Genomic DNA, 18,796 nt, shown 5'->3' with positions numbered 1-18,796 from the left:
CGCCGGACACGGCGCGGCAGAGGAATACCGACATGACAAGCAGCAAGAGCAAAGCGACCAAAGCCGGCGCAACTGACGGCAGGCTGGCAGGCAAGGTGGCCCTGGTCACCGGGGCTGCGGGCAATCTTGGCGGCGCGATCATCCGCCGCTTCATCGGCGAGGGCGCGACCCTGGTGATGACCGGGCGCACGGCCGAACGGCTCGAGGCGGCCAAGGCGGCACTGCTCGCCGAGACCGGGGTCGACGAGGCGCGCGTGTTCACCGTCATCCTCGATGGCGGCGATCCCGATTCGGTCCGCGCGGCGATGGGCGAGGTCAAGGCGGCGCTGGGCCGGATCGACGTGCTGGTCAACAACGCGGGCTCTGCAGGGCCTCGCCAAACGCTCGAGAACGTGCCGCTGACCAAGGCCGAGATGGAGGCCAATGGCGACACCGAAACCGTCGCCGACGCGATGCGCAATCTGCTCGGCGTCAGCTGGAACCTGACCCGGGCCGCGGCGCCGATCATGCCGGCGGGCGGATCGGTGATCAACATTTCGACCATCTTCGCGCACACCCGCTATCATGGCCGCACGGCCTATGTGGTGCCCAAGGCGGCACTGAACGCGCTCAGCCAGGAGCTCGCCAAGGAGCTCGGAGCCGAGGGCATCCGCGTCAACACCGTGTTCCCCGGCCCGATCGAAAGCGAGCGCATCCGCACCGTCTTCGCCTCGATGGACAAATTGCAGGGCGAGGGCGATGGCGCCACCGCGGACTATTTTATGGGCCGCATGTCGCTGAAGCGCGCGATGGGCGGCGCCAAGCCCGCCAAGACGCTGCCGGTGCCCGGCGATATCGCCGATGCCTGCCTGTTCCTTGCCAGCGACGAATCCTCCGCGCTCAACGGCAACGAGATCGACGTCACCCATGGCATGGAAGTGCGCAAGGATTCGCGCTCGACATATATGACCCGCCCGTCGATGCGATCGCTCGACGGCACCGGGCTCAGCGTGCTGATCGCGGCGGGCGAACAATGGGAAGACGCGCTCGAGATCGCGCGGATTCAGCTGCTGCAGGGCGCGCGCGTGCTGCTGGGGCTGACGCGGCAGGTCGATGTCGCGCAGGCCGAGGCACGGGTGCGCGCGCAGAATCTGGGCGATGGCATCGACATCATGCGCTTCAACCGCGCCGAACCCGATGGGATGGAGGCGGTACTGCGCGCCTTTTCCGATGCGCACGGCCCGATCAACAGCGCGATCATCCTGCCGGTCAAGGCATCCAACCTGTTCTCCGCAACGCTGGCGGGCGCGACCGATGCCGATGTCGATCTGCTGCTCGATATCGAGCTGTCGGGCGCGATCGCGCTTGCCCGAACGCTGGCGCGCTACTGGAAGCAGCGCACCGATCTGCTGCAGGATCCGCGCTATGTGTTCATGTCGTCGCCCACCGATGGCAATGGCGACCGCTTCGGGCGGATCATGACCGCTGCGATCGCGCAGTTGATCACCATCTGGCGCGACGAATCACGGGTCGAGGCGCTGCACGGCCGCCAGCAACGCGCGGTCTGGGGCAACCAGATCATCCGCTATACCAACGCGGAGGAAGACAATATCCGCTTTGCTGCCGGGCACGCCACGCGGATCGTGTTCAAGGAACAGAAGATCACCGAAACCTCGCTGTACCTGCCCGCCAACATCGGTGAGGAAACCGGCGCGCGCAAGGCGATGCTGGGCTTTGCCGAGAACATCACCGGGCTGCATCTGGGCAAGGTCGCGCTTATCACCGGCGGGTCAGCCGGGATCGGCGGCCAGGTCGCGCGGCTGCTCGCGCTGGCTGGCGCCAAGGTGATGATGGTCGCCCGGCGCGAAAGTGAGCTCGAGGCCGCGCGCGAGCGTATCGTCGGCGAATTGCAGGATGTCGGTTTCTCGGGCGTCGAACGGCGGATCAAGTTCATCGCCAATGTCGATGTCAGCGATTTCGATTCGCTGCGCCGCGCCGCCGATGCCACGATGGAAGAGTTCGGCCGGATCGATTATCTGATCAACAACGCCGGTGTCGCGGGCGCCGAGGACATGGTCATCGACATGCCCCTCGACACCTGGCGCTGGACGCTCGATGCGAACCTCATCAGCAACTATCTGCTGATGCACTATGTCGTGCCGATCATGAAACGCCAGGGATCGGGTTATATCCTCAATGTCTCGAGCTATTTCGGCGGCGAAAAGTTCCTCGCGGTCGCCTATCCCAACCGCGCCGATTATGCGGTGTCCAAGGCGGGTCAGCGCGCGATGGTCGAGAGCTTCTCGCGCTTTCTCGGTCCCGAAATCCAGGTCAACGCGATCGCGCCCGGCCCGGTCGATGGCGACCGTCTCTCGGGCACCGGCGGCAAGCCAGGCCTCTTCCTGCGCCGCGCGCGCCTGATCCTCGAGAACAAGCGGCTGAACGCGATCTATGCCGCCGTCATCGAATCGATCCGCGAGGGCGCGGAGGTGACGCATGTGCTCGGGCGTCTGGCGCGCAACGATACCGGCTATCTCAGCCACGACCGTTCGACCCCCGACCCGCTGCGGCTGCTGTGTCTCGAACTCGCGCGCGAGGGCGACGGCATCTGCACCTGGGACCGCTATCTGCTCACCCCCGATATCGCGGGACGGCTGCTCGCGCGGCTGCGCTCGGCGGGATATCTGTTGCAGAATGCCGACTGGCAGGCGCGCAGCGGCACCGCCGATGGCCTCACCGGCTGGCTGATGGTCACGCCGCCCGATGACATGCCGTACCTTCCCCAGGATCGCATCGGCAAGGAAGCCGACAAGGTCGGGCGCGGCGTGCTCTCGCAGCTGCATCTGGGCGCGATGCCCAAGGAAAGCGAAGTGGCCCAGGCCACCGTGTTCTATCTCGCGGACCGCGCGGTCAGCGGCGAGACGTTCATGCCCTCGGGCGGGCTCAGCGTCGAACGCTCCTATACCGAGCGCGAGATGTTCGGCAGCCCCAAGCAGGAGCGGCTCGACCGGATGAAGGGCACCACGGTGTGGGTCATCGGCGAGCATCTGGCCGATTACATCGCCGAGACGGCCAACCATCTGATCGGCGGCCTGGGCGTGGCGCGGATGGTGCTGCTGACCCGGACCAAGGCAGGCGGCGCAGGCGTGCTTGCCATGCTGGACGCGGAGGTCGCCGACAAGGTGACGGTGCGCGTATGCGGCGCGGACATCGAAGGCGCGATGGATACGGCGCTGACCGATTTCGGGCGGCCCACCACGGTCGTCTCGACGCCGATGGCGGGCCTGCCCGACCGGTTGTTCGAAGATGGCGCGATGCTCGACCCTGCAGAATTCAGGGACCTGTGCGAGGAGAACCTGACCCACCATTTCCGCATCGCCCGCAAGGCCTCGCTCTATGATGGGTGCCAGCTGGTGCTGGTCTCGCCCGATGTGCCCTTCGGCCAGAGCGGGCCGGCATTCGCGCTCGCCAACTTCGTCAAGACGACGCTGCACGCGTTCACCGCAACGCTGGCGGTGGAAAACGAGCGGCTGGTGCACGATGTGCCCACCAACCAGATCAACCTCACCCGCCGCATCCGCTCCGAAGAACCGCGCAACGCGGTGGAGCATCAGGAAGAGCTCAAGCGCTTTGCCCGCGCCGTGCTGCTGGTCGGCGCCCCGCTGCCTGACGCGCAGGATTCACGGTATCGCGCGCGGATCTACCGGGGGACTTCGATGACGGTGTGATTGTGCTGTAATACTTTTTGGTATAACAAGGTATGAATCGAAACCTGACAGGCACAGGCCATGGCACGCAATACATCGGTTACAATCGGAGACCACTTCTCCGGATTCATCGCTGAACAGGTTCAAGCGGGGCGTTACGGTTCAGCCAGCGATGTCGTGCGTGCCGGCTTGCGGCTGCTTGAAGAGCACGAGGCGAAGGTCCGCGCATTGCAGGAAGCGTTGATCGCCGGGGAACAATCCGGCGAACCGCGTGCCATAGATTTTGAAGCATTGAAGGCGCGCAAGCGGGCTGAGCGGGCGGCCAGGTGAAAACGTTCGTCTTCCTGCCTGCCGCGGAAGCCGATATCGAAGCCATCTGGGACTACAGCGCCGACAAATGGGGTGAGAGCCAGGCAGACCTCTACACCGATGAAATCGTTCACGCTTGCGAGGCACTTGCCAGCGGCAGCAAGTCAAGCAGGCCAGTGGATGTGCGACCCGGTCTGTTCAAATGTCGAGTCTCCTCCCACGTCATCTATTTTCGCAATACCGCAGACAGAATCCTCGTCATCCGGGTGCTGCATGGCGCGCAGGACGTTGAACGAAACCTCTAATGCCACGCTGCGGCGCGTCCGCAGCCGTTCGCGCTACCCGCCCCCACCCACCAGATACAGCCCGCGCCCGTGCGCTTTCAGCCAGTGGTCGGCGCTCTTGCGGTCGCCTTCGAACAGCGCATCCAGCCAGGCGTAGAAATCCGCGCTGTGGTTCATGTGCCGCAAGTGCGCGACTTCGTGCGCGACGACCGAGCGGCGGACCTCGTCGGGCGCCATCACCAGCCGCCAGTTGATACGGATCGTGCCGTTAGCCGAGCAGCTGCCCCAGCGGCGCGCCGCGTTGCTGATCGCAAGCGACGGGGCAGGGACGCCCGCGCGGGCGCAGTAATCGGCGAGGTCCGCAGCGCACAGGCGCTTGGCCTCGGCCTTGAGCCAGCGGGTGAGGCGGGTGTCGATCAGGTCCGCTGCGCCGCCCAGACGGATCGTGCCATCGGCGATGCTTACCCTGCGGCCATGGCGTGCATCCAAGTCGATTCGGTGCTCTGTGCCGCGATAGGGGATCAGCGCGCCCGGTTCGATCGCGACATGCGCGCCGGCCTTGGCGAAGCTCGCCTCGATCCAGTCGGCCTGCGCGCGGGCAAAGGCGATCGCCTCGCCCAGCCTGGCATGGCCGGGCAGCGTGATCAGCAGCGCGCCCCTGGCAGGATCGGTGCGCAGCCGGATGTTGTGCGCACGCGCATGACGGCGGATGACCAGCGCATACTCGCGTTCGCCGATCGTCAGCCGCCCGGGCGCCTCGGGCGATGCGGGCGCAGGCTTGCGGGCAAACAACCGCGCGATCGGGGCCGCTATCCTGCGGGTCGCGCTCACAGCTCCGTCTCGATGATGTGGTTCTCGATCGGCCCGGCGTGCACTTCCGAGATGACCTTGCCGACCACCGAATGCCCGCCAGCATGCATTGCGGCCTGGCTGCCGGTCAGCAGATGGTGCCAGTCGGGCAGCGGCAGGCCCTGCGCGCGCAGATTGTAGGCGCAGGTCGAGGGCAGCCAGCTGATCGATCCGACATTGCCGCGCGTCAGCCTCAGGCAATCGGGCACCAGCGCGCGGCGGTGGCGGTAATCGGAGCAGCGCGCGGTGCGGGTGTCGAGCAGGCGACAGGCGACGTTAGTGGGGTGGATGCGGCCCGTGTCCTCATCCTCCACCTTGTGCAGGCAGCACTTGCCGCAGCCATCGCACAAGGCTTCCCATTGTGCGCGGTCGAGGCTCGCCAGCGGTTGTTCCCAAAAGGGCGCGTCGTTTTGGGAGGTCTGGCGGCCAGCCGCCATCAGGCCGTCCATTTGTCGATTTCGGCAGCGATCTGCTCGGGGCTGCCGTCATAGGGAAGCAGCGCGATCGGCTCGCCCTTGGGCCCCATCAGATACGCCTGGCGGCTGTGATCGACCAGATAGCCCTTGGCATCGGCACCGACTGGCTTTTGCGCCTTGTACATCACCAGATACGCATCGGCGACGCTCTTGATCTGCGCGGGCGTGCCCGTGAGCCCGATCAGCCGCGGATGGAACGCGCCGACATATTGCTTGAGCACCGCGGGCGTGTCGCGCTCGGGGTCGATGGTGATGAAGATCGGCTGGATCTTTGCCGCGCGCTCGGGCTGCTGCTTTTCGAACAGCGCAAAGCCCGCCGCGATCTTCTGCAGGTCGACCGGGCAGACATCGGGGCAATAGCTGTAGCCGAAATAGACGATGCGGTGCTGGCCGGCAAAATCGGTATCCTTGACCGTCTTGCCATCCTGGTTGGTCAGCGTGAAGGCGCCGCCGATGCGTGCGCCTTCCAGCGGCGCCTCGGGCTTGGGCGCTGCGCCCGAACAGCCGCCGAGCGCGGCGGACAGGGCAAGCGCGATGGCGATTGCGGGGATGAGGGCGGGAGCGAGGTTGGGGGTTTTGTTCATGACAGGTTTGTCTGTGCTCTGCTATGCAGCCGCTTTCAAGGGGGCTTGGCGGTCCGTGGGTCCATTGGCCGCATCCCCGGCGCAAGTTTTCAAGGACGATGCAACCTGTGACAGCCCGATTCAATAGCCTTTCCCGCCTGTGGATCGCCGCCCTCGCGGCGCTGGCCCTGCTGGTACCGGCCGCGGCCAGCGCCCAGTTTTCCGACAGCTACAATTTCCTCAAGGCAGTGCGCGACCGTGATGGCGACAAGGCCACCAAGGCGCTCAACGATCCGGGCAGCACCGTCGTCAACACCAAGGACCTGAGCACCGGCGAGACCGCGCTGCATATCGTCACCGCGCGGCGCGACCTCACCTGGATGGGCTTTCTACTGCAGCGCGGCGCCAACCCCAATGCGCGCGACAAGAACGGCGTGACCCCGCTGATGGTGGCGACCACGCTGCGCTTTGTCGACGGCGCCGAAACGCTGCTCAGCCGCAAGGCCAAGGTGGATGACCCCAACAATTCGGGCGAGACCGCGCTGATCCGCGCGGTGCAATTGCGCGATCTGGCGATGGTGCGGCTGCTGCTCAAGAACGGCGCCAACCCTGACAAGCAGGACACGATCGCAGGCCAATCGGCGCGCGATTATGCCAAGGGCGACTTCCGCAACCCGCAAATTCTGGAGGCGATCACCTCCAGCGACAAGGAGCGCAAGCAAGGCGCCGAAACCCCCAAGGTGTTCGGCCCGACGGGGTGATGCCGGGGTTGCATTGCCACTGCTTCGGCAGTCACGGCGCCGTGTCTGCAGGCAGGCAGGGAACATTGTCTGCCGTCCAGTCGATGTCGTAGGTCGCAGGCACCGGCTTTGCGCGCGACGGCGGCATGTCGACGCCCGCCGGATCGTAGAAGACATAGCCCATCGAGTTGTCGAACTTGGCGATGCGGTCATTGTCGGTGCGCGCCGTCTCGGCATCGATCTCGATCCGTTCGGTGCGTGAACTGCGGATCATCCGGATGGCGCCATCGCCGATACCGAACACGCGATAGTAGTTCCTGCCGAAGATCCGGGTGTCGAAGCCTGATTTGAACGACCAGTGCTTTTCCGATGCGGTTTTGGGCAAACGGACCGTCGTGACATGGCAGGTGTACCCCGGAGAATTGGCGTAGGGCAGGCTCTGGTCCTGTCCGGCGGGTCGGATGCGGCGATCGGGCGGGTTGAAACCGCCGCCGGGCAGGGGTGTCGAACGCGCCCCGTCACCGTCGTTTCTCCAGTCGACCATGCCCTTGCCGCTGATCGTCAGGATGCTGGCCTGCGCCTTGCGATCATAGCGCCACGCGACCTTGTCGATGGACTGCCACGTCTCTCCGACCAGCTGCTGGCTGAGCGCCGCCTGAAGCTGGGCCGGGGCAATCGCGGAATACTGGAAATGCTGCTTGAGGCCATCCAGCCCGCGGGTGATGATCGTGTTGTGTATCTGCGCGGGCGCATCAAACCCCTCGGTTGCGTCGATTTCGTACAGCGAGATTTCCTGCGGACGGTTTGCCGGTTTCCAAGCCAGCGGCTCGATCGAGGCGCCCGCAGTCGTCAGCGGCAGCACCCAGCGATAGGGCAGGAACGGCTGCGGGCCGGCAGCGATCACGTCGGGCAGGGTCCCATCGAGATAAAGCTGCTCGTCGCCGATCGTTGCGCGCACCAGCACATGGTCGAACAGGCCCGGGCTGGGCAGCCGCTGGTCGATGCCGTCATCCAGGCCCGTATTGTTGGCGAGAACCGGTTCGGCCTGAATGCCCAGCTCGTTCAGCAGCGCCAGCAGCAGCGCGGTCTTGCCCTTGCAATCGCCATAGCGGCGCTTCCAGGTATCCTCTGCGGTCGCCGGGGTCAGGTTGCCGCCGTCGAGCCCGACATAGATGTACCGCACGTCCTTCTGCACCAGCCGCAGCGCCGCCTGGGCCCTGTCGCCCGGGCTGGCATGAGCAGCGGCAATGCGCGCCGCCTCCTGGCGGATCGGTGAGTCCGCGGGCAGCTTGGCGGCGGCGGCGTATAGCGGCGCGAAATGTTGCGAGATGGCGTTCCAGTCGGGATAATCGCTGAATTCGAGCATCCGCTGCCACTGGTAGCGCCATGGCGCGTCCTTGATCTCGGTCATGACCGGCGGATCGTCGAAATCGAGTTTGACCCCGCTTTCGGAAATCCGCGCGACCGCCTTGAAGTCTTCGGTCATGCTGATCCGGGGCTCCTGCCCGTCGATCCAGCTCAGACCCATGCGATAGCGACCCGATGGCAGGCTGTGCGCCAGCGTCAACAGGCCTGAGGTCGCCGAACCCAGCGTGGGATCGGCGACCGGGATCGTCGTTGCGAACTCGAGCTCGTCGCCCACCCGCAAATCTGCAACCCGCAGGACCGCGGTCAGCACGCCATCGAGGCTGGCGGCTTCGAGCTGATCTTCGCGGCGCAGGATCTCGAAGGTTCCTGACTTCAGCGCGTCGATGACTTCGCCGTCGCGGTGCACCTTGATGGTGTGCACGACGGGCGCGCCGGCCTGCGGATTCCACGAGATGGCCAGATTGCCAAGCTGCAGCGCGTTGGAATGCAGCAGCCTGATCCGGTAGCCCAGATATTGCTGCTGCCCCTTGGTGTCGAGGTGCACCCACACATCCTGCCGGCGAACGAAAACGGCACCGGCAGCGTCTTCGGGAACCGCGGCGAGCTCGGACTGACGGACCCAGTCGGGTTCGGGACCACGCTTGACCTGATCCTTTTGCGCCAGCGCCGGTTGCGCCGTAGCCAGCAGAACACAACCGACAAAAACCGAAATACGCACAGCTGCTCCATCGTTGCTTGGCCGTATAAGAAGCCACAGTGCGATCGATTACAAGTCGATAGAGCGTTCTGTCAGACGGCGTCGCCCGAAGGCAACATCCGGTTGGCTCAGGCGTGCGCGGTTGCGCATGCCGATAGTGCACAGTCTGCGCGTTTTAGTTCGATCATTGCCCCGGATTGAAGGTAAATAGCCGTCGCTAAAATTCCGGGAACCGATCGAACTTCGGAAGGTCGTGCGCAGTCTTCATCCAGCCGATCGCGTCCGCCATCTGGATGTGCGCCATCGCCGGAAAAGCTTCCGGGTCATCGAATGTCGCGGTCTGGATGTCGACCAGCCCGGGCAGCACGGTTTCGTTGATATAGAACAGGCCGGTGCCGCACTGTGGGCAGAAGCTACGCTCGGCAAGCTCGGACGACCGGTAGGCCGCAGGCGTGCCCTGCAACACCGTAAAGGTCGAGCTGGCCACCGCAGTCCATCCGACCGCAGGCGCGCCCGCGCAGCGGCGGCAATCCGCGCAATGGCACAGGGCGGTGCGGGGCGATGGCTCGGTGTCGCCCGCGCTATCGACCGCAAAGCGCACAGCGCCGCAATGGCATCCGCCTTCCGCGCGGCTCATGCCGAAGCGCCTTCGCTCACGGCCGCCTTGGCCGCCTCGATCAGCGCATTGTCGACCGCCTTGGCGCGCTGATAGGCCGGGCGGGCCCGCAGCCGGTCGGCATAAGCGGCAAACGCAGGCAGAGCAGGCAGCGTGCCAAAGGCCTGGCCCCAGTCGACCTGCGCCCCGACATAGACATCCGCCGCGGTGAAGCGCTCGCCGCAGATGTAATCGCGGTCTTCCAGCCAGTCTGCCAGCGTGTCCGCCGCCAGCTGATAGGTGCCGTAACCCAGCATCGCCTGCTTGTCCTCGGGACTTTCCCAGCCCATCGAATGGTTGATGATCGCCTGTTCGAGCGGACCGGCGCCAAAGAACATCCAGCGATAATAATCGGCGCGTTCGTCCGGCAGCGGGGCGAGCCCTGCTTCGGAAAAGGCCTCTGCCAGATACGCACAGATCGCGGCACACTCGGTGACGACCTTGCCATTATGGACGATCGCGGGAACCTTGCCCATCGGGTTGATGGCGCGATACGCCGCACCCTTCATCTGAGGCCCGTATTCGACGATGTGCTGCTCGTACGCCGCCCCTGCTTCCTCAAGCATCCACCGCGCGATCTGTCCGCGCGACCATGGGTTGGTATAGAAAATCAGGCTGCTCATCGTTCATCCCCTTGTTCCGAATCGGCTGCAGGTGGAACATAGCACGAACAAAGAGCCGCGCCAATCGGTCAGCAGCCATCCCCGGTGACCGCGCCGAGCAGGCCGCCCAGCCCGCCCTTGCATTTCTTCTTCTTGCGCGGCTGCTCGGCTTCCTCGCCGCCGCGCATCATCGCATCCATGTCCGGGCCGTTGAGCAGCCAGGTCGAGTTGGAGCGATAGCGCACCCGCGCGGTCCATTCGGGCTTCCACGGCGTTTTGGCATTGGCTGGACGCGGCGGATAGGCAAAGTTCGCTTCCGGGCCATAGGCATAGAGATTGCCCAGCGCGAAATCTCCGCCTGCTGCGGTGACCTCGGCCGGTACGGTGCAATTGGTCTGCGATGGCGGCATCACCACCTGCTGCTGGATGAGCTTTGCCACCTGCGCCGGGGCGATCCAGTCCCACAAGGCCCCGCCGAACTGCCGCGAGGCCGAGGACGACCACCACACCATGTCCTGGAACTCGCCCTTGTTGTTGGCCTTGGCGCTCATCACCCAGGCGTAATAGCCGGTCGCGCTGGTGACCGAGTTCCAGCTGATCTGGGTCGCCCCGCCCGCGATCGGGCTGGCCTTGCCGGTGATCGCGGGCATGAAGTCCTGCGCCAGCGCGAACTTGATCTCGGGCGCATAATTGCCCGCGATGCGGTGTTCGCCCAGCAGCGAGCTGTCCGCGCTCACCAGCTTGCGCGTGTCGGCATTGGGCCATTCGCCAAAGGTCTTCGAATTGCCCGGGCTGACCGACCGATCAATCGGCATCGCGCCTGCGAACAGGTCGGGCGGCACCTGGCCTGCGGACAGCCTGGCGAAATCGATCACCACCGGCTGGCCCGGTCCTGCCTTAGCGCCGCAGCCCCAGTAGATCAGCAGCCGCCCCTTGGGACGCTGGAAATCCTTGGGGAGATCTTGCGGAACATCGTCGGTGCGGGTGCCGGGCTTGGGGCTGAGCAGCGGCACCGATGCGCCAAGCCTGGCGACGGGCGGCATGAAGTGATCCGCCTTGGGTGCGCCCGCAGCAGGGGCGCGGGAAGACCCGAGCCGCAGGATCAGCTCGTGCATCTGCTTGTTGCCGCCGCCGCCGAACATCATCGACAGGCCAGCCCCCATGCCGCTGCCCATCGCGGCGAGCCCGGTGACGGTGCCGACATCCATATCATAGCGGGCAATGGGACTGGCCGCCTGCTGGCTGCTGACCGGGCTCGCGACCAGCGCGGCGATGGTGGCTGCAGAAAGACACAGCGCGGCTTTGCGAAACGTGAAACTGGGCATGGACAGGCTCCCGAAACATGGAGGGACATGCAGGCGACTCGCCTGATAGCATTGTCCTGTAATTTCAGGGAGTCCTCCTTGCTGTGAGTCAGATCATCCTGTGGCGGCGGTGTTGTCGCTTTTTGCGTTTCCGGGAGATGCTGCGAGGCTCGCCGGGCCTGTCTCGGCGGCCGGGTTCTGCTTGGCTAGCTTGTTGATGATGTCAGGGACGAAACGCTCGGCAAATCCTGAAACAAAGGCAAGCGCCACCATCTTGTAGAACTGCGCCGTGTCGTGCATCCCGAGCGATCGGGTCACCCGCTCGACCCAGGTGCGACAGGCGTCCTTCGCATCCTTGCAAACGTCGGCTGCAGTCGGCGTGTTTCCTGCCTTCTCGATTTGCGGAGCGAGGCTGGCTTCGCCAGCGGGCGCAGGGTCTCCGGGCGCTGCGGGTTGGGAGTCGGGGGCACCCTCCGCCGACGAGGCATCGGAGCCGCTATCCACTACGCCATTGGCTGTCTGATCGCTCGCGCTGCCGATGGAGTCGCTTGCTGGATTTCTTTCCGCCGCCAACGCGTTGCCGCCACCGGGGCCGGTGGGCGTATCGGGCGCGCTGAAATCGGGCAAAAGCGCCTCCAGCAGATTGGCGGCGGCCAGGATATACAGGAACAGTGCGAACACTCCGCCGATGCCGATGGAGCTCAGCACGCTGACCCAACCGATCCTGAGACCGATAAGCTCGAAAATGCCATCCTCGACCATCGCATCGCGCGATGTCGCCTTTTGCAACCGCTGGAGAATAGAGATCATCGCGCCGAGCATGCCGGCCGCGATGATCGCAACCAGCCCGTGCTGCGCCATCTCGGCTTCCAACGAAATGAAAATGGTGCCCAGCAGCATGACCAGAACCGCCGATGCCCCCACAATGACCATCAAGCGGCGGATCGAGTTTTCGCGCGCCAAGTTGATCAGGTAATTGGCGTGGATCACATCGAGCAGATTGCGCGCGCGCTGGCGCAGCACTTCGTCCGGCAGCGCATCGATCCATCCGGGAGCAAAGCTTGCCTCGTAGGAGGCGATGACGCTGGTCGGCACGACCCGCCGGAACCGGTCTTCGATCGTCCAGAACCGCGCTTGCAGCGCGGTCTTGGGCACCAGCCAGACTAGCGCCAGCTCGATCTTGAACAGCTGCCCGAGCGTCGGGTTGTTCCCCTGCAGTGGATCGAGCGCGGCAAACTCGGTTTTCAGGTCCGCCAGCATCGCCCGTTTCATAGCGTTGCTTTCGCTCAAGTCTGCTCCGTCTGCAATTTCGGCGTCTTCTGCTTTCCAGGCATAGCCTTCGAAATTGTCGCGCATCGATTCATAATAGATGCGCGAGATATACTGTTCTTCTTGCAACAGACGCATGGCGGCTCTCCCCGGGTTTCAGGAAGTATTAGGCCTTGGTTCTCATGCCCTGCGCCAGTTCAAGCGGGACCAAATCGGAGCGACTGAAGGCGAAGCACCATCCATTCCGGATCATTTGCCGCCGAACAGCTGCCTTCCCGCCAGATCGAGCATGATCTCTTCCGATCCGCCGCCGATCGCGTTGACGCGGACCTCGCGGTAGATGCGCTCGACTTTCGATCCGGTGATGTAGCTCGCCCCGCCCAGCACCTGTGCCGCCTCGCGCGCGACGATCTCGAGCATCTGCGTCGCCTGCACTTTGAGCATCGCGAAATCCGCCGGTTGGTCGCGGCCATTTTCCACCGCCCACGCGCACTGATCGACCCACGCCTGGGTGGCGGCGATGCGGCGCGCCATGTCGGCAAGCTTGATGCGGATCGACTGGTGCTTGACCAGCGCCTTGCCGAAGGTTTCGCGGGTCTGCGCCCATTCCACCGCTTCCTTGAGGCACACCCGCGCATAGGCGCAGCAGCCCATCGCCATGCCCAGTCGCTCGCTGTTGAAATTGCGCATGATGCCGATGAAGCCGCCGTTCTCTGGGCCGATCAGGTTCTCGGCAGGCACGTGCACGTCCTGCAGATAGATCGCCGCAGTGTCCGAACAGCGCCAGCCCATCTTGTCGAGCCGGGTACGGGTGACGCCGGGCGCGGTCATGTCGATCAGCAGCAGCGATATGCCGCCCGCGCCCGCGGCCCCGGTGCGCACCGCGCAGGTCAGCCAGTCGGCGCGCATGCCGGAGGTGATGAACATCTTCGAGCCGTTGACGACGTAATGGTCGCCCACCCGTTCGGCGCGGGTCTTGAGGTTGGCGACGTCGGATCCTCCCGAAGGCTCGGTGATGCCGAGCGCAATGATCTTCTCGCCCGCCAGCACCGGCGGCGCGATCCGCTGCTTGAGCTCCTCGCTGCCCAGCGCCAGCACCGGGGGCAGGCCGATGCCATGGGTCATCAGAGATGCGGTCAATCCGCCCGCACCCACCGCGGCCAGCTCCTCGGTCTGGGTCATCGAGTGGAAGATGTCGAAGCCCTCGCTGTGGCCGCCATAGGCTTCCGGGTAGCGCAGACCCAGGATACCGGCTTCGGCGGCCTTGCGATGCAGGTCGCGCGGCAGCTCGCCGTCGGCCTCCCACTGGTCGATATGCGGCGCGATCTCGCGCTCGACAAAGCGGCGCACCGATTGCGCCAGCGCCTCGTGGCTTTCGTCGTAAAAGGGCGAGCGCGCGCGCCAGTCGTCGAAGTCGGTCATCGGGCATCCTCTTGTGGTCTTTGCCCCAAGGGCTGGGACGCCGTTACCGGTTTGTCAATTCTCCCGTGTTATTGCGCTATGCGGATGGCCGAACCGTCCTATGAGGGGGCATGATGCAGCAGGACCAGACCGCGCCCGATATGGCACACACGTTGAGCGGACGTTTCCTCGATGCGGCGCTCGAACATCGCTTCGTCACCGGCGAGCGTACTGCGCGCGTGGTGCACATGCGGCTGTTTGCGGGCTTTCTCGCTGCGATGCTGGTCGGCTATGCGCTGGTCAATCCGCTATATTTCAGCCGCCAGGACGAGCTGCGCTTCACATTGATGCTGGTGCCCGCGCTGGTGATCCTGGCAGGCTATGCCGCCGCGACCGCATGGCGCGGCTATGCCAGCCGCCCGATGATCGATTTTGCCAGCCTGCTTGGCGTTGCCTTCCTGATCATGGCGGAAAACGCGCTGCTGTTCGAGGAGATGCAGCGCGCGCAGGTGCAGTTGCACGCCTCGATCGCGATCAACGGGCTGATCGTGATGGCCTTTGCCGCCATTGCCTTTGCCGGGCAGGTGCGCTGGTTCGCCGCCTGGCTCGGCTGCCATGCCGTGGTCTATTTCGGCATCATGCTGGTGACCGAGGCAGACATGATCCCGTTCATCTATGCAACGCTCGCCTATGGCACCAGCGCGGCGGTGATGGTGCTGCTCAACTGGTCGGTGGGGCAGGCACACCGGCAGACCTTCCTGCTCTCCGACGCATTGGAGGCCGAGCGCGCCAAGACCGAGGAACTGCTGTTCAACGTGCTGCCGCCTGCGGTCGCGGCGCGGCTGAAGGCGGGGCAGGTGGTCGCCGACAGCTATCCCGATGTCTCGGTGGTGTTCATCGACATCTGCGGCTTTTCCGATCTGTCGCGGCGCATCTCGCCGGGGCATCTGGTCGATCTGCTCAACGGCTTCTTCCTGCTCGCGGACAAATGCGCCGCCGATACCGGGGTGGAGAAGGTCAAGACCATCGGCGATGCGTATCTCGCGATCAGCGGCGGCAACAACCCGTCGCACAACAGCGCCGATGCCGCGATCCGCTTCGGCGAGGCGGTGATCGCGGGGCTGCCAGAGTTGCGCGCGGCCACCGGTATCGATCTGCACATCCGGGTCGGCATCCACACAGGCCCCGTGGTCGGCGGGGTGATCGGCGAGACGCGCATGGCCTATGATTACTGGGGTGAGACGATGAACATCGCCAGCCGGATCGAAGGCGCCGCCAACCCGGACGGCATCGCGGTTTCCGAAACCACCTGGATGCGCGGCCGCGGCGACCGGCATTTCGAGCTGCCGCAGATGCTGACCCTCAAGGGCGTCGGCGAGATGCCGGTCTATCGGCTGGCGGAAAAGCCCAGCGCGGAGATCATCCGGCTGGTGGGATGATGTCCTCGCTGTGCGTGCTTACCGCAAAGACGGCAGCGGCGACAGGATGTGGCGCGGCCATTACGACAATTGGCAGCCTCCCAAAAGCTGGCTAACAAGGCGTTATGCCAACCTTCATCATCTTCCTGTGTGGCATCGCCAATTTCGCGCTGCACAAGGCGACGATGGAATCGGACCATCCGATGGCACTGCAGATGCGCGCGGCGTTCGGCCGGTTCATGGGCGGCTATGGCAGCTATCTGCTCGAATTCTTAATCCTGCTCTCGGCGCTGAGCTTTGCCGCGCTGGGCTACACGATCGCGCTGCCCTCGTATCTGGTCTATACCGGAATGAACGCGCTGGCCGGCTGGGCCATTCTCACCGGCAAGATCTAGGCCCGAAAAGTCATGCGGCGACCGCCTGTGGCACCTGTTCGGATGCCGCGGCCAGCAGCCGCTTTTCCAGCGTCTTCAGCCGTGACTTGCTGTCGATCTTGTCGCCCAGCAGATCGGTGACGTAGAAGGTATCGACCGCGCGCTCGCCATAGGTCGCGACATGCGCCGAGTGGACGATGCACTTGAGGTCGAACAGCGCGAACGCCAGCCGGTTGAGCAGAGCGGGCCGATCGAGCGCGTTGACCTCGATCACCGTGAACCGGTTGGAGGCCTTGTTGTCGACCAGCACCACGGGTGCGATATTGAACGCCTCGGTGCGCGGGCGCGCGGTGGGCCGGGCGATCAGCCGCGGCGTCAGCGCGACCCGGTTGGCCAGCGCATCGGCGATCGCGTTCTTGAGCCGGGTGATCTGGCTTTCTTCCATGAACGGCCGGCCCAGCGGGTCCTGCACCAGGAAATTGTCCAGCGCCATGCCGTCGCGCCGGGTGTGGATGCGCGCGTCGATGATGTTGCCGCCCGCCAGATGGATGCCGCCGGCGATGCGATAGAACAATCCGGGATGGTCGGCGGCGCTCACCGTCACCAAGGTTGCGCCACGCGCGGGGTAGAATTCGGCCGTGACCGTCAGCGGCTCGGTGTCGTGCTCGTCGATCAGCCGCATGTTCTGGACGATGATGTCCTCGGGCTCGGCGATCCAATAGGCGTCGTCCAGCTTGCGCGCGATCTGGGTGAATCGGCCCTCGTCGATCCCCGCCATGCTGCGCACCGCGTCCTGCTTGGCCAGCACCCGCTCGCGCCGCCCATGCTGCTTGTGGCCCAGCCGCAGCAGCTCTTCGGTCGATTCGAACAGATTGCCCAGCAGCTGGCGCTTCCAGCTGTTCCAGATGCCCGGGCCCACCGCGCGGATATCGACCACGGTCAGTACCAGCAGCAGCTTCAACCGTTCGGGGCTCTGCACCATCGCGGCGAAATCGGCGATGGTCTTGTAATCGGTGAGGTCGCGCTTGAAGGCGGTGGCCGACATCAAGAGGTGATAGCGCACCAGCCAGGCGACTTGCTCGGTCTCCGCCTCGGTAAGGCCAAGCCGCGGGCACAGCTTCATCGCCACGTCGGCACCCAGCACGCTGTGGTCGCCGCGGCGGCCCTTGGCGATATCGTGCAGCAGCGTGGCGACGAACAGCACCCGCCGACTGATCAGTTTCTGCATCACGTCATAGGCGAGCGGATGATCGTCCTTGAGCTCGCCCGATTCGATCCGCGCGAGCAGGCCGATCGCACGGATCGAATGCTCGTCCACCGTATAATGGTGGTACATGTCGAACTGCATCTGCGCGACGACGCGGCCGAAATCGGGAACGAAGCGGCCGAACACCATCGCCTCGTTCATCCAGCGCAGCACCAGTTCGGGATCGCGCGGGCTGCACAGCACATCCATGAACAGCGCATTGGCGCGCGGATCGGCACGCACGTGCTTGTCGATCAGGCCTGCGTCCATGCTCGCCTGGCGCATCGCGCTGGGGTGGATCTCGACCTTGTGCTTGTCGGCCAGCTGGAAGATCTCGATCAGCCGCACCGGGTCCTCGCGGTAGAAATCGGGGCGGGGCAGCGCCAGCCGCCCGCGATCGAGGATGAAGCCCGAAAGCTTGCGCGGTCGGCGGCGCAGGATCGCAGGAATGAAGCGCCGGTCACGCGCGGCGAACTGGTCGTCGAGCTGCGCAAGGAACACGCCGGTGAGGTCGCCGACGCGTTTGGCGTTGAGGAAGAAATACTGCATGAACCGCTCGACCGCCGACTTGCCCGGCCGGTCGGCAAAGCGCATGCGGGCAGCCACCTCGCGCTGCAGGTCGAAGGTCAGCCGGTCCTCGGCGCGCCCGGTGATGTCGTGCAGATGGCAGCGCACCGCCCACAGGAAGTTGGCCGAGCGGCGGAAGCCGCGGAACTCGGTCATGGTGAGCAACCCTGCATCGACCAGCTCGGCGGCAGAGCGCACCTGGTGGATGTACTTGCCGATCCAGTAGAGCGTGTGCAGATCGCGCAGGCCGCCCTTGCCGTCCTTGACATTGGGCTCGACGACATAGCGGCTGTCGCCCATCTTCTTGTGCCGGGCGTCGCGCTCTTCCAGCTTCTGCGAGACGAAATCGCGCGCGGTGCCGGTGACGACTTCCTTCCAGAAGCGCACCGATGCCTCGCGATAGATATCCTGGTCACCCCAGACATAGCGGCCTTCGAGCAAGGCGGTGCGGATGGTGAGGTCGCCCTTGGCCTGGCGGACCATCTCGTCGATCGAGCGGCTCGAATGGCCGACCTTGAGCCCCAGGTCCCAAAGGATGTAGAGCACCGCCTCGATCGCCTGCTCGGTCCAGCTGTTCTTCTTCATCGGGGTGAGGAAGGCGATGTCGACATCGCTGTGCGGCGCCATCTCGCCGCGACCATAGCCGCCCACCGCCGCGATGCAGAAATGCTCACCCATGCTCTGGTTGGCGACCGGATATTGATAGCGAACGACATAATCGTGGATCAGCCGGACGATCTGGTCGATCAGGAAGGACTGCGCCGCCGCGCATTCGTGCCCGCCTGCGGGGTTGGCCACCAGCCGGCTGGCGATCTCCGCCCGCCCGTCCGCCAGCGCATCGCGCAGCAGCCCCACCACATCCATCCGCGCCTTGTCGCCACGCTCTTCGGCAAGCGCGCAGATGCTTGCATCGAGCGCGCGTCGATCGATGATCGCGCGCTGGTTGGCGACGGTGGTCACAGGCATGGGCGTTGGCGTAAACGGGGGA

Annotated in this window: 16 protein-coding genes; 6 read left to right on the top strand and 10 right to left on the bottom strand. The window is 65.0% G+C overall.

The window, feature by feature from the left end:
- Positions 1–32: 32 nt before the first annotated feature.
- Genes BSY18_RS14140 through BSY18_RS14130 form a run of 3 tightly spaced genes read left to right on the top strand, consistent with a single transcriptional unit; the run spans position 33 to position 4,300 of the window.
- Positions 33–3,707 carry an SDR family oxidoreductase gene (locus BSY18_RS14140; RefSeq protein WP_069050940.1) on the top strand — a complete coding sequence of 1,225 codons (3,675 nt, stop codon included), beginning with the start codon at positions 33–35 and terminating at the stop codon, positions 3,705–3,707.
- Between the two features lie 60 nt (positions 3,708–3,767).
- Positions 3,768–4,016 carry a type II toxin-antitoxin system ParD family antitoxin gene (locus BSY18_RS14135; RefSeq protein WP_054135718.1) on the top strand — a complete coding sequence of 83 codons (249 nt, stop codon included), beginning with the start codon at positions 3,768–3,770 and terminating at the stop codon, positions 4,014–4,016.
- The gene (locus BSY18_RS14130) at positions 4,013–4,300 is read left to right on the top strand and encodes a type II toxin-antitoxin system RelE/ParE family toxin (RefSeq protein ID WP_054135717.1); all 288 of its coding nucleotides are present in this window, start codon (positions 4,013–4,015) and stop codon (positions 4,298–4,300) included. The genes BSY18_RS14135 and BSY18_RS14130 overlap by 4 nt, the downstream gene beginning before the upstream one ends.
- A gap of 33 nt (positions 4,301–4,333) precedes the next feature.
- On the opposite strand, the gene BSY18_RS14125 is transcribed toward BSY18_RS14130, so the two are convergent.
- Genes BSY18_RS14125 through BSY18_RS14115 form a run of 3 tightly spaced genes read right to left on the bottom strand, consistent with a single transcriptional unit; the run spans position 4,334 to position 6,188 of the window.
- A complete protein-coding gene (locus BSY18_RS14125; protein WP_236823372.1) occupies positions 4,334–5,110 on the bottom strand; it encodes a M48 family metallopeptidase in 777 nt (258 codons plus the stop codon).
- Positions 5,107–5,577, bottom strand: coding sequence for a YcgN family cysteine cluster protein (locus BSY18_RS14120; RefSeq protein WP_236823371.1), 471 nt, complete (start codon positions 5,575–5,577; stop codon positions 5,107–5,109). The genes BSY18_RS14125 and BSY18_RS14120 overlap by 4 nt, the downstream gene beginning before the upstream one ends.
- Entirely contained in the window at positions 5,565–6,188 is a 624-nt protein-coding gene (locus tag BSY18_RS14115; protein WP_069050939.1) for an SCO family protein, read from the bottom strand. Before BSY18_RS14115 ends, BSY18_RS14120 begins: the two co-directional genes overlap by 13 nt.
- Before the next feature lie 98 nt (positions 6,189–6,286).
- On the opposite strand from BSY18_RS14115, the gene BSY18_RS14110 reads away from it, so the two are divergent.
- On the top strand, positions 6,287–6,928 hold the full coding sequence (locus BSY18_RS14110) for an ankyrin repeat domain-containing protein (protein ID WP_054135715.1): 642 nt from the start codon (positions 6,287–6,289) through the stop codon (positions 6,926–6,928).
- Positions 6,929–6,959: 31 nt separating this feature from the next.
- On the opposite strand, the gene BSY18_RS14105 is transcribed toward BSY18_RS14110, so the two are convergent.
- The 6 genes from BSY18_RS14105 to BSY18_RS14080 all read right to left on the bottom strand — a co-directional run bounded on the left by BSY18_RS14105 (position 6,960) and on the right by BSY18_RS14080 (position 14,224).
- Positions 6,960–8,993: a DUF3857 domain-containing protein gene (locus tag BSY18_RS14105; protein ID WP_236823370.1), complete on the bottom strand. Its 2,034-nt coding sequence runs from the start codon at positions 8,991–8,993 to the stop codon at positions 6,960–6,962.
- 196 nt (positions 8,994–9,189) lie between these two features.
- Complete coding sequence (locus BSY18_RS14100) at positions 9,190–9,609, bottom strand: GFA family protein (protein WP_069050938.1); 420 nt, start codon at positions 9,607–9,609, stop codon at positions 9,190–9,192.
- A complete protein-coding gene (locus BSY18_RS14095) occupies positions 9,606–10,250 on the bottom strand; it encodes a glutathione S-transferase family protein (RefSeq protein WP_069050937.1) in 645 nt (214 codons plus the stop codon). The genes BSY18_RS14100 and BSY18_RS14095 overlap by 4 nt, the downstream gene beginning before the upstream one ends.
- A 68-nt stretch (positions 10,251–10,318) precedes the next feature.
- A complete protein-coding gene (locus BSY18_RS14090; protein WP_069050936.1) occupies positions 10,319–11,554 on the bottom strand; it encodes a hypothetical protein in 1,236 nt (411 codons plus the stop codon).
- Positions 11,555–11,647: 93 nt separating this feature from the next.
- The gene (locus BSY18_RS14085; RefSeq protein ID WP_069050935.1) at positions 11,648–12,940 is read right to left on the bottom strand and encodes a hypothetical protein; all 1,293 of its coding nucleotides are present in this window, start codon (positions 12,938–12,940) and stop codon (positions 11,648–11,650) included.
- Positions 12,941–13,051: 111 nt separating this feature from the next.
- Entirely contained in the window at positions 13,052–14,224 is a 1,173-nt protein-coding gene (locus BSY18_RS14080) for an acyl-CoA dehydrogenase family protein (RefSeq protein ID WP_069050934.1), read from the bottom strand.
- 110 nt (positions 14,225–14,334) lie between these two features.
- Between BSY18_RS14080 and BSY18_RS14075 the strand changes: the two genes are divergently transcribed.
- Together BSY18_RS14075 and BSY18_RS14070 are read left to right on the top strand one after the other, a co-directional pair.
- A complete protein-coding gene (locus BSY18_RS14075; protein ID WP_069050933.1) occupies positions 14,335–15,642 on the top strand; it encodes an adenylate/guanylate cyclase domain-containing protein in 1,308 nt (435 codons plus the stop codon).
- A 104-nt stretch (positions 15,643–15,746) separates the two neighbouring features.
- On the top strand, positions 15,747–16,016 hold the full coding sequence (locus BSY18_RS14070; protein ID WP_054135708.1) for a hypothetical protein: 270 nt from the start codon (positions 15,747–15,749) through the stop codon (positions 16,014–16,016).
- Positions 16,017–16,026: 10 nt separating this feature from the next.
- On the opposite strand, the gene BSY18_RS14065 is transcribed toward BSY18_RS14070, so the two are convergent.
- Positions 16,027–18,774 (bottom strand): [protein-PII] uridylyltransferase, encoded by a 2,748-nt coding sequence (locus BSY18_RS14065; protein ID WP_054135707.1) that lies wholly within the window; start codon positions 18,772–18,774, stop codon positions 16,027–16,029.
- Positions 18,775–18,796: the final 22 nt, after the last annotated feature.

This window comes from Blastomonas sp. RAC04, assembly GCF_001713435.1.
Classification (GTDB): Bacteria; Pseudomonadota; Alphaproteobacteria; order Sphingomonadales; family Sphingomonadaceae; genus Blastomonas; species Blastomonas fulva.
The sequence above is the reverse complement of the archived record's forward strand: the minus strand, read 5'-3'. Positions and strand labels throughout refer to the sequence as shown.

Excerpts from the sequence above, each read along its gene's own strand:
- BSY18_RS14090 (WP_069050936.1), bottom strand. The coding sequence starts at position 11,554 with ATGCCCAGTTTCACGTTTCGCAAAGCCGCGCTGTGTCTTTCTGCAGCC.
- BSY18_RS14095 (WP_069050937.1), bottom strand. The coding sequence starts at position 10,250 with ATGAGCAGCCTGATTTTCTATACCAACCCATGGTCGCGCGGACAGATC.
- BSY18_RS14100 (WP_069050938.1), bottom strand. The coding sequence starts at position 9,609 with ATGAGCCGCGCGGAAGGCGGATGCCATTGCGGCGCTGTGCGCTTTGCG.
- BSY18_RS14075 (WP_069050933.1), top strand. The coding sequence starts at position 14,335 with ATGATGCAGCAGGACCAGACCGCGCCCGATATGGCACACACGTTGAGC.
- BSY18_RS14070 (WP_054135708.1), top strand. The coding sequence starts at position 15,747 with ATGCCAACCTTCATCATCTTCCTGTGTGGCATCGCCAATTTCGCGCTG.
- BSY18_RS14120 (WP_236823371.1), bottom strand. The coding sequence starts at position 5,577 with ATGGACGGCCTGATGGCGGCTGGCCGCCAGACCTCCCAAAACGACGCG.
- BSY18_RS14085 (WP_069050935.1), bottom strand. The coding sequence starts at position 12,940 with ATGCGTCTGTTGCAAGAAGAACAGTATATCTCGCGCATCTATTATGAA.
- BSY18_RS14115 (WP_069050939.1), bottom strand. The coding sequence starts at position 6,188 with ATGAACAAAACCCCCAACCTCGCTCCCGCCCTCATCCCCGCAATCGCC.
- BSY18_RS14135 (WP_054135718.1), top strand. The coding sequence starts at position 3,768 with ATGGCACGCAATACATCGGTTACAATCGGAGACCACTTCTCCGGATTC.
- BSY18_RS14110 (WP_054135715.1), top strand. The coding sequence starts at position 6,287 with ATGCAACCTGTGACAGCCCGATTCAATAGCCTTTCCCGCCTGTGGATC.
- BSY18_RS14080 (WP_069050934.1), bottom strand. The coding sequence starts at position 14,224 with ATGACCGACTTCGACGACTGGCGCGCGCGCTCGCCCTTTTACGACGAA.
- BSY18_RS14140 (WP_069050940.1), top strand. The coding sequence starts at position 33 with ATGACAAGCAGCAAGAGCAAAGCGACCAAAGCCGGCGCAACTGACGGC.
- BSY18_RS14065 (WP_054135707.1), bottom strand. The coding sequence starts at position 18,774 with ATGCCTGTGACCACCGTCGCCAACCAGCGCGCGATCATCGATCGACGC.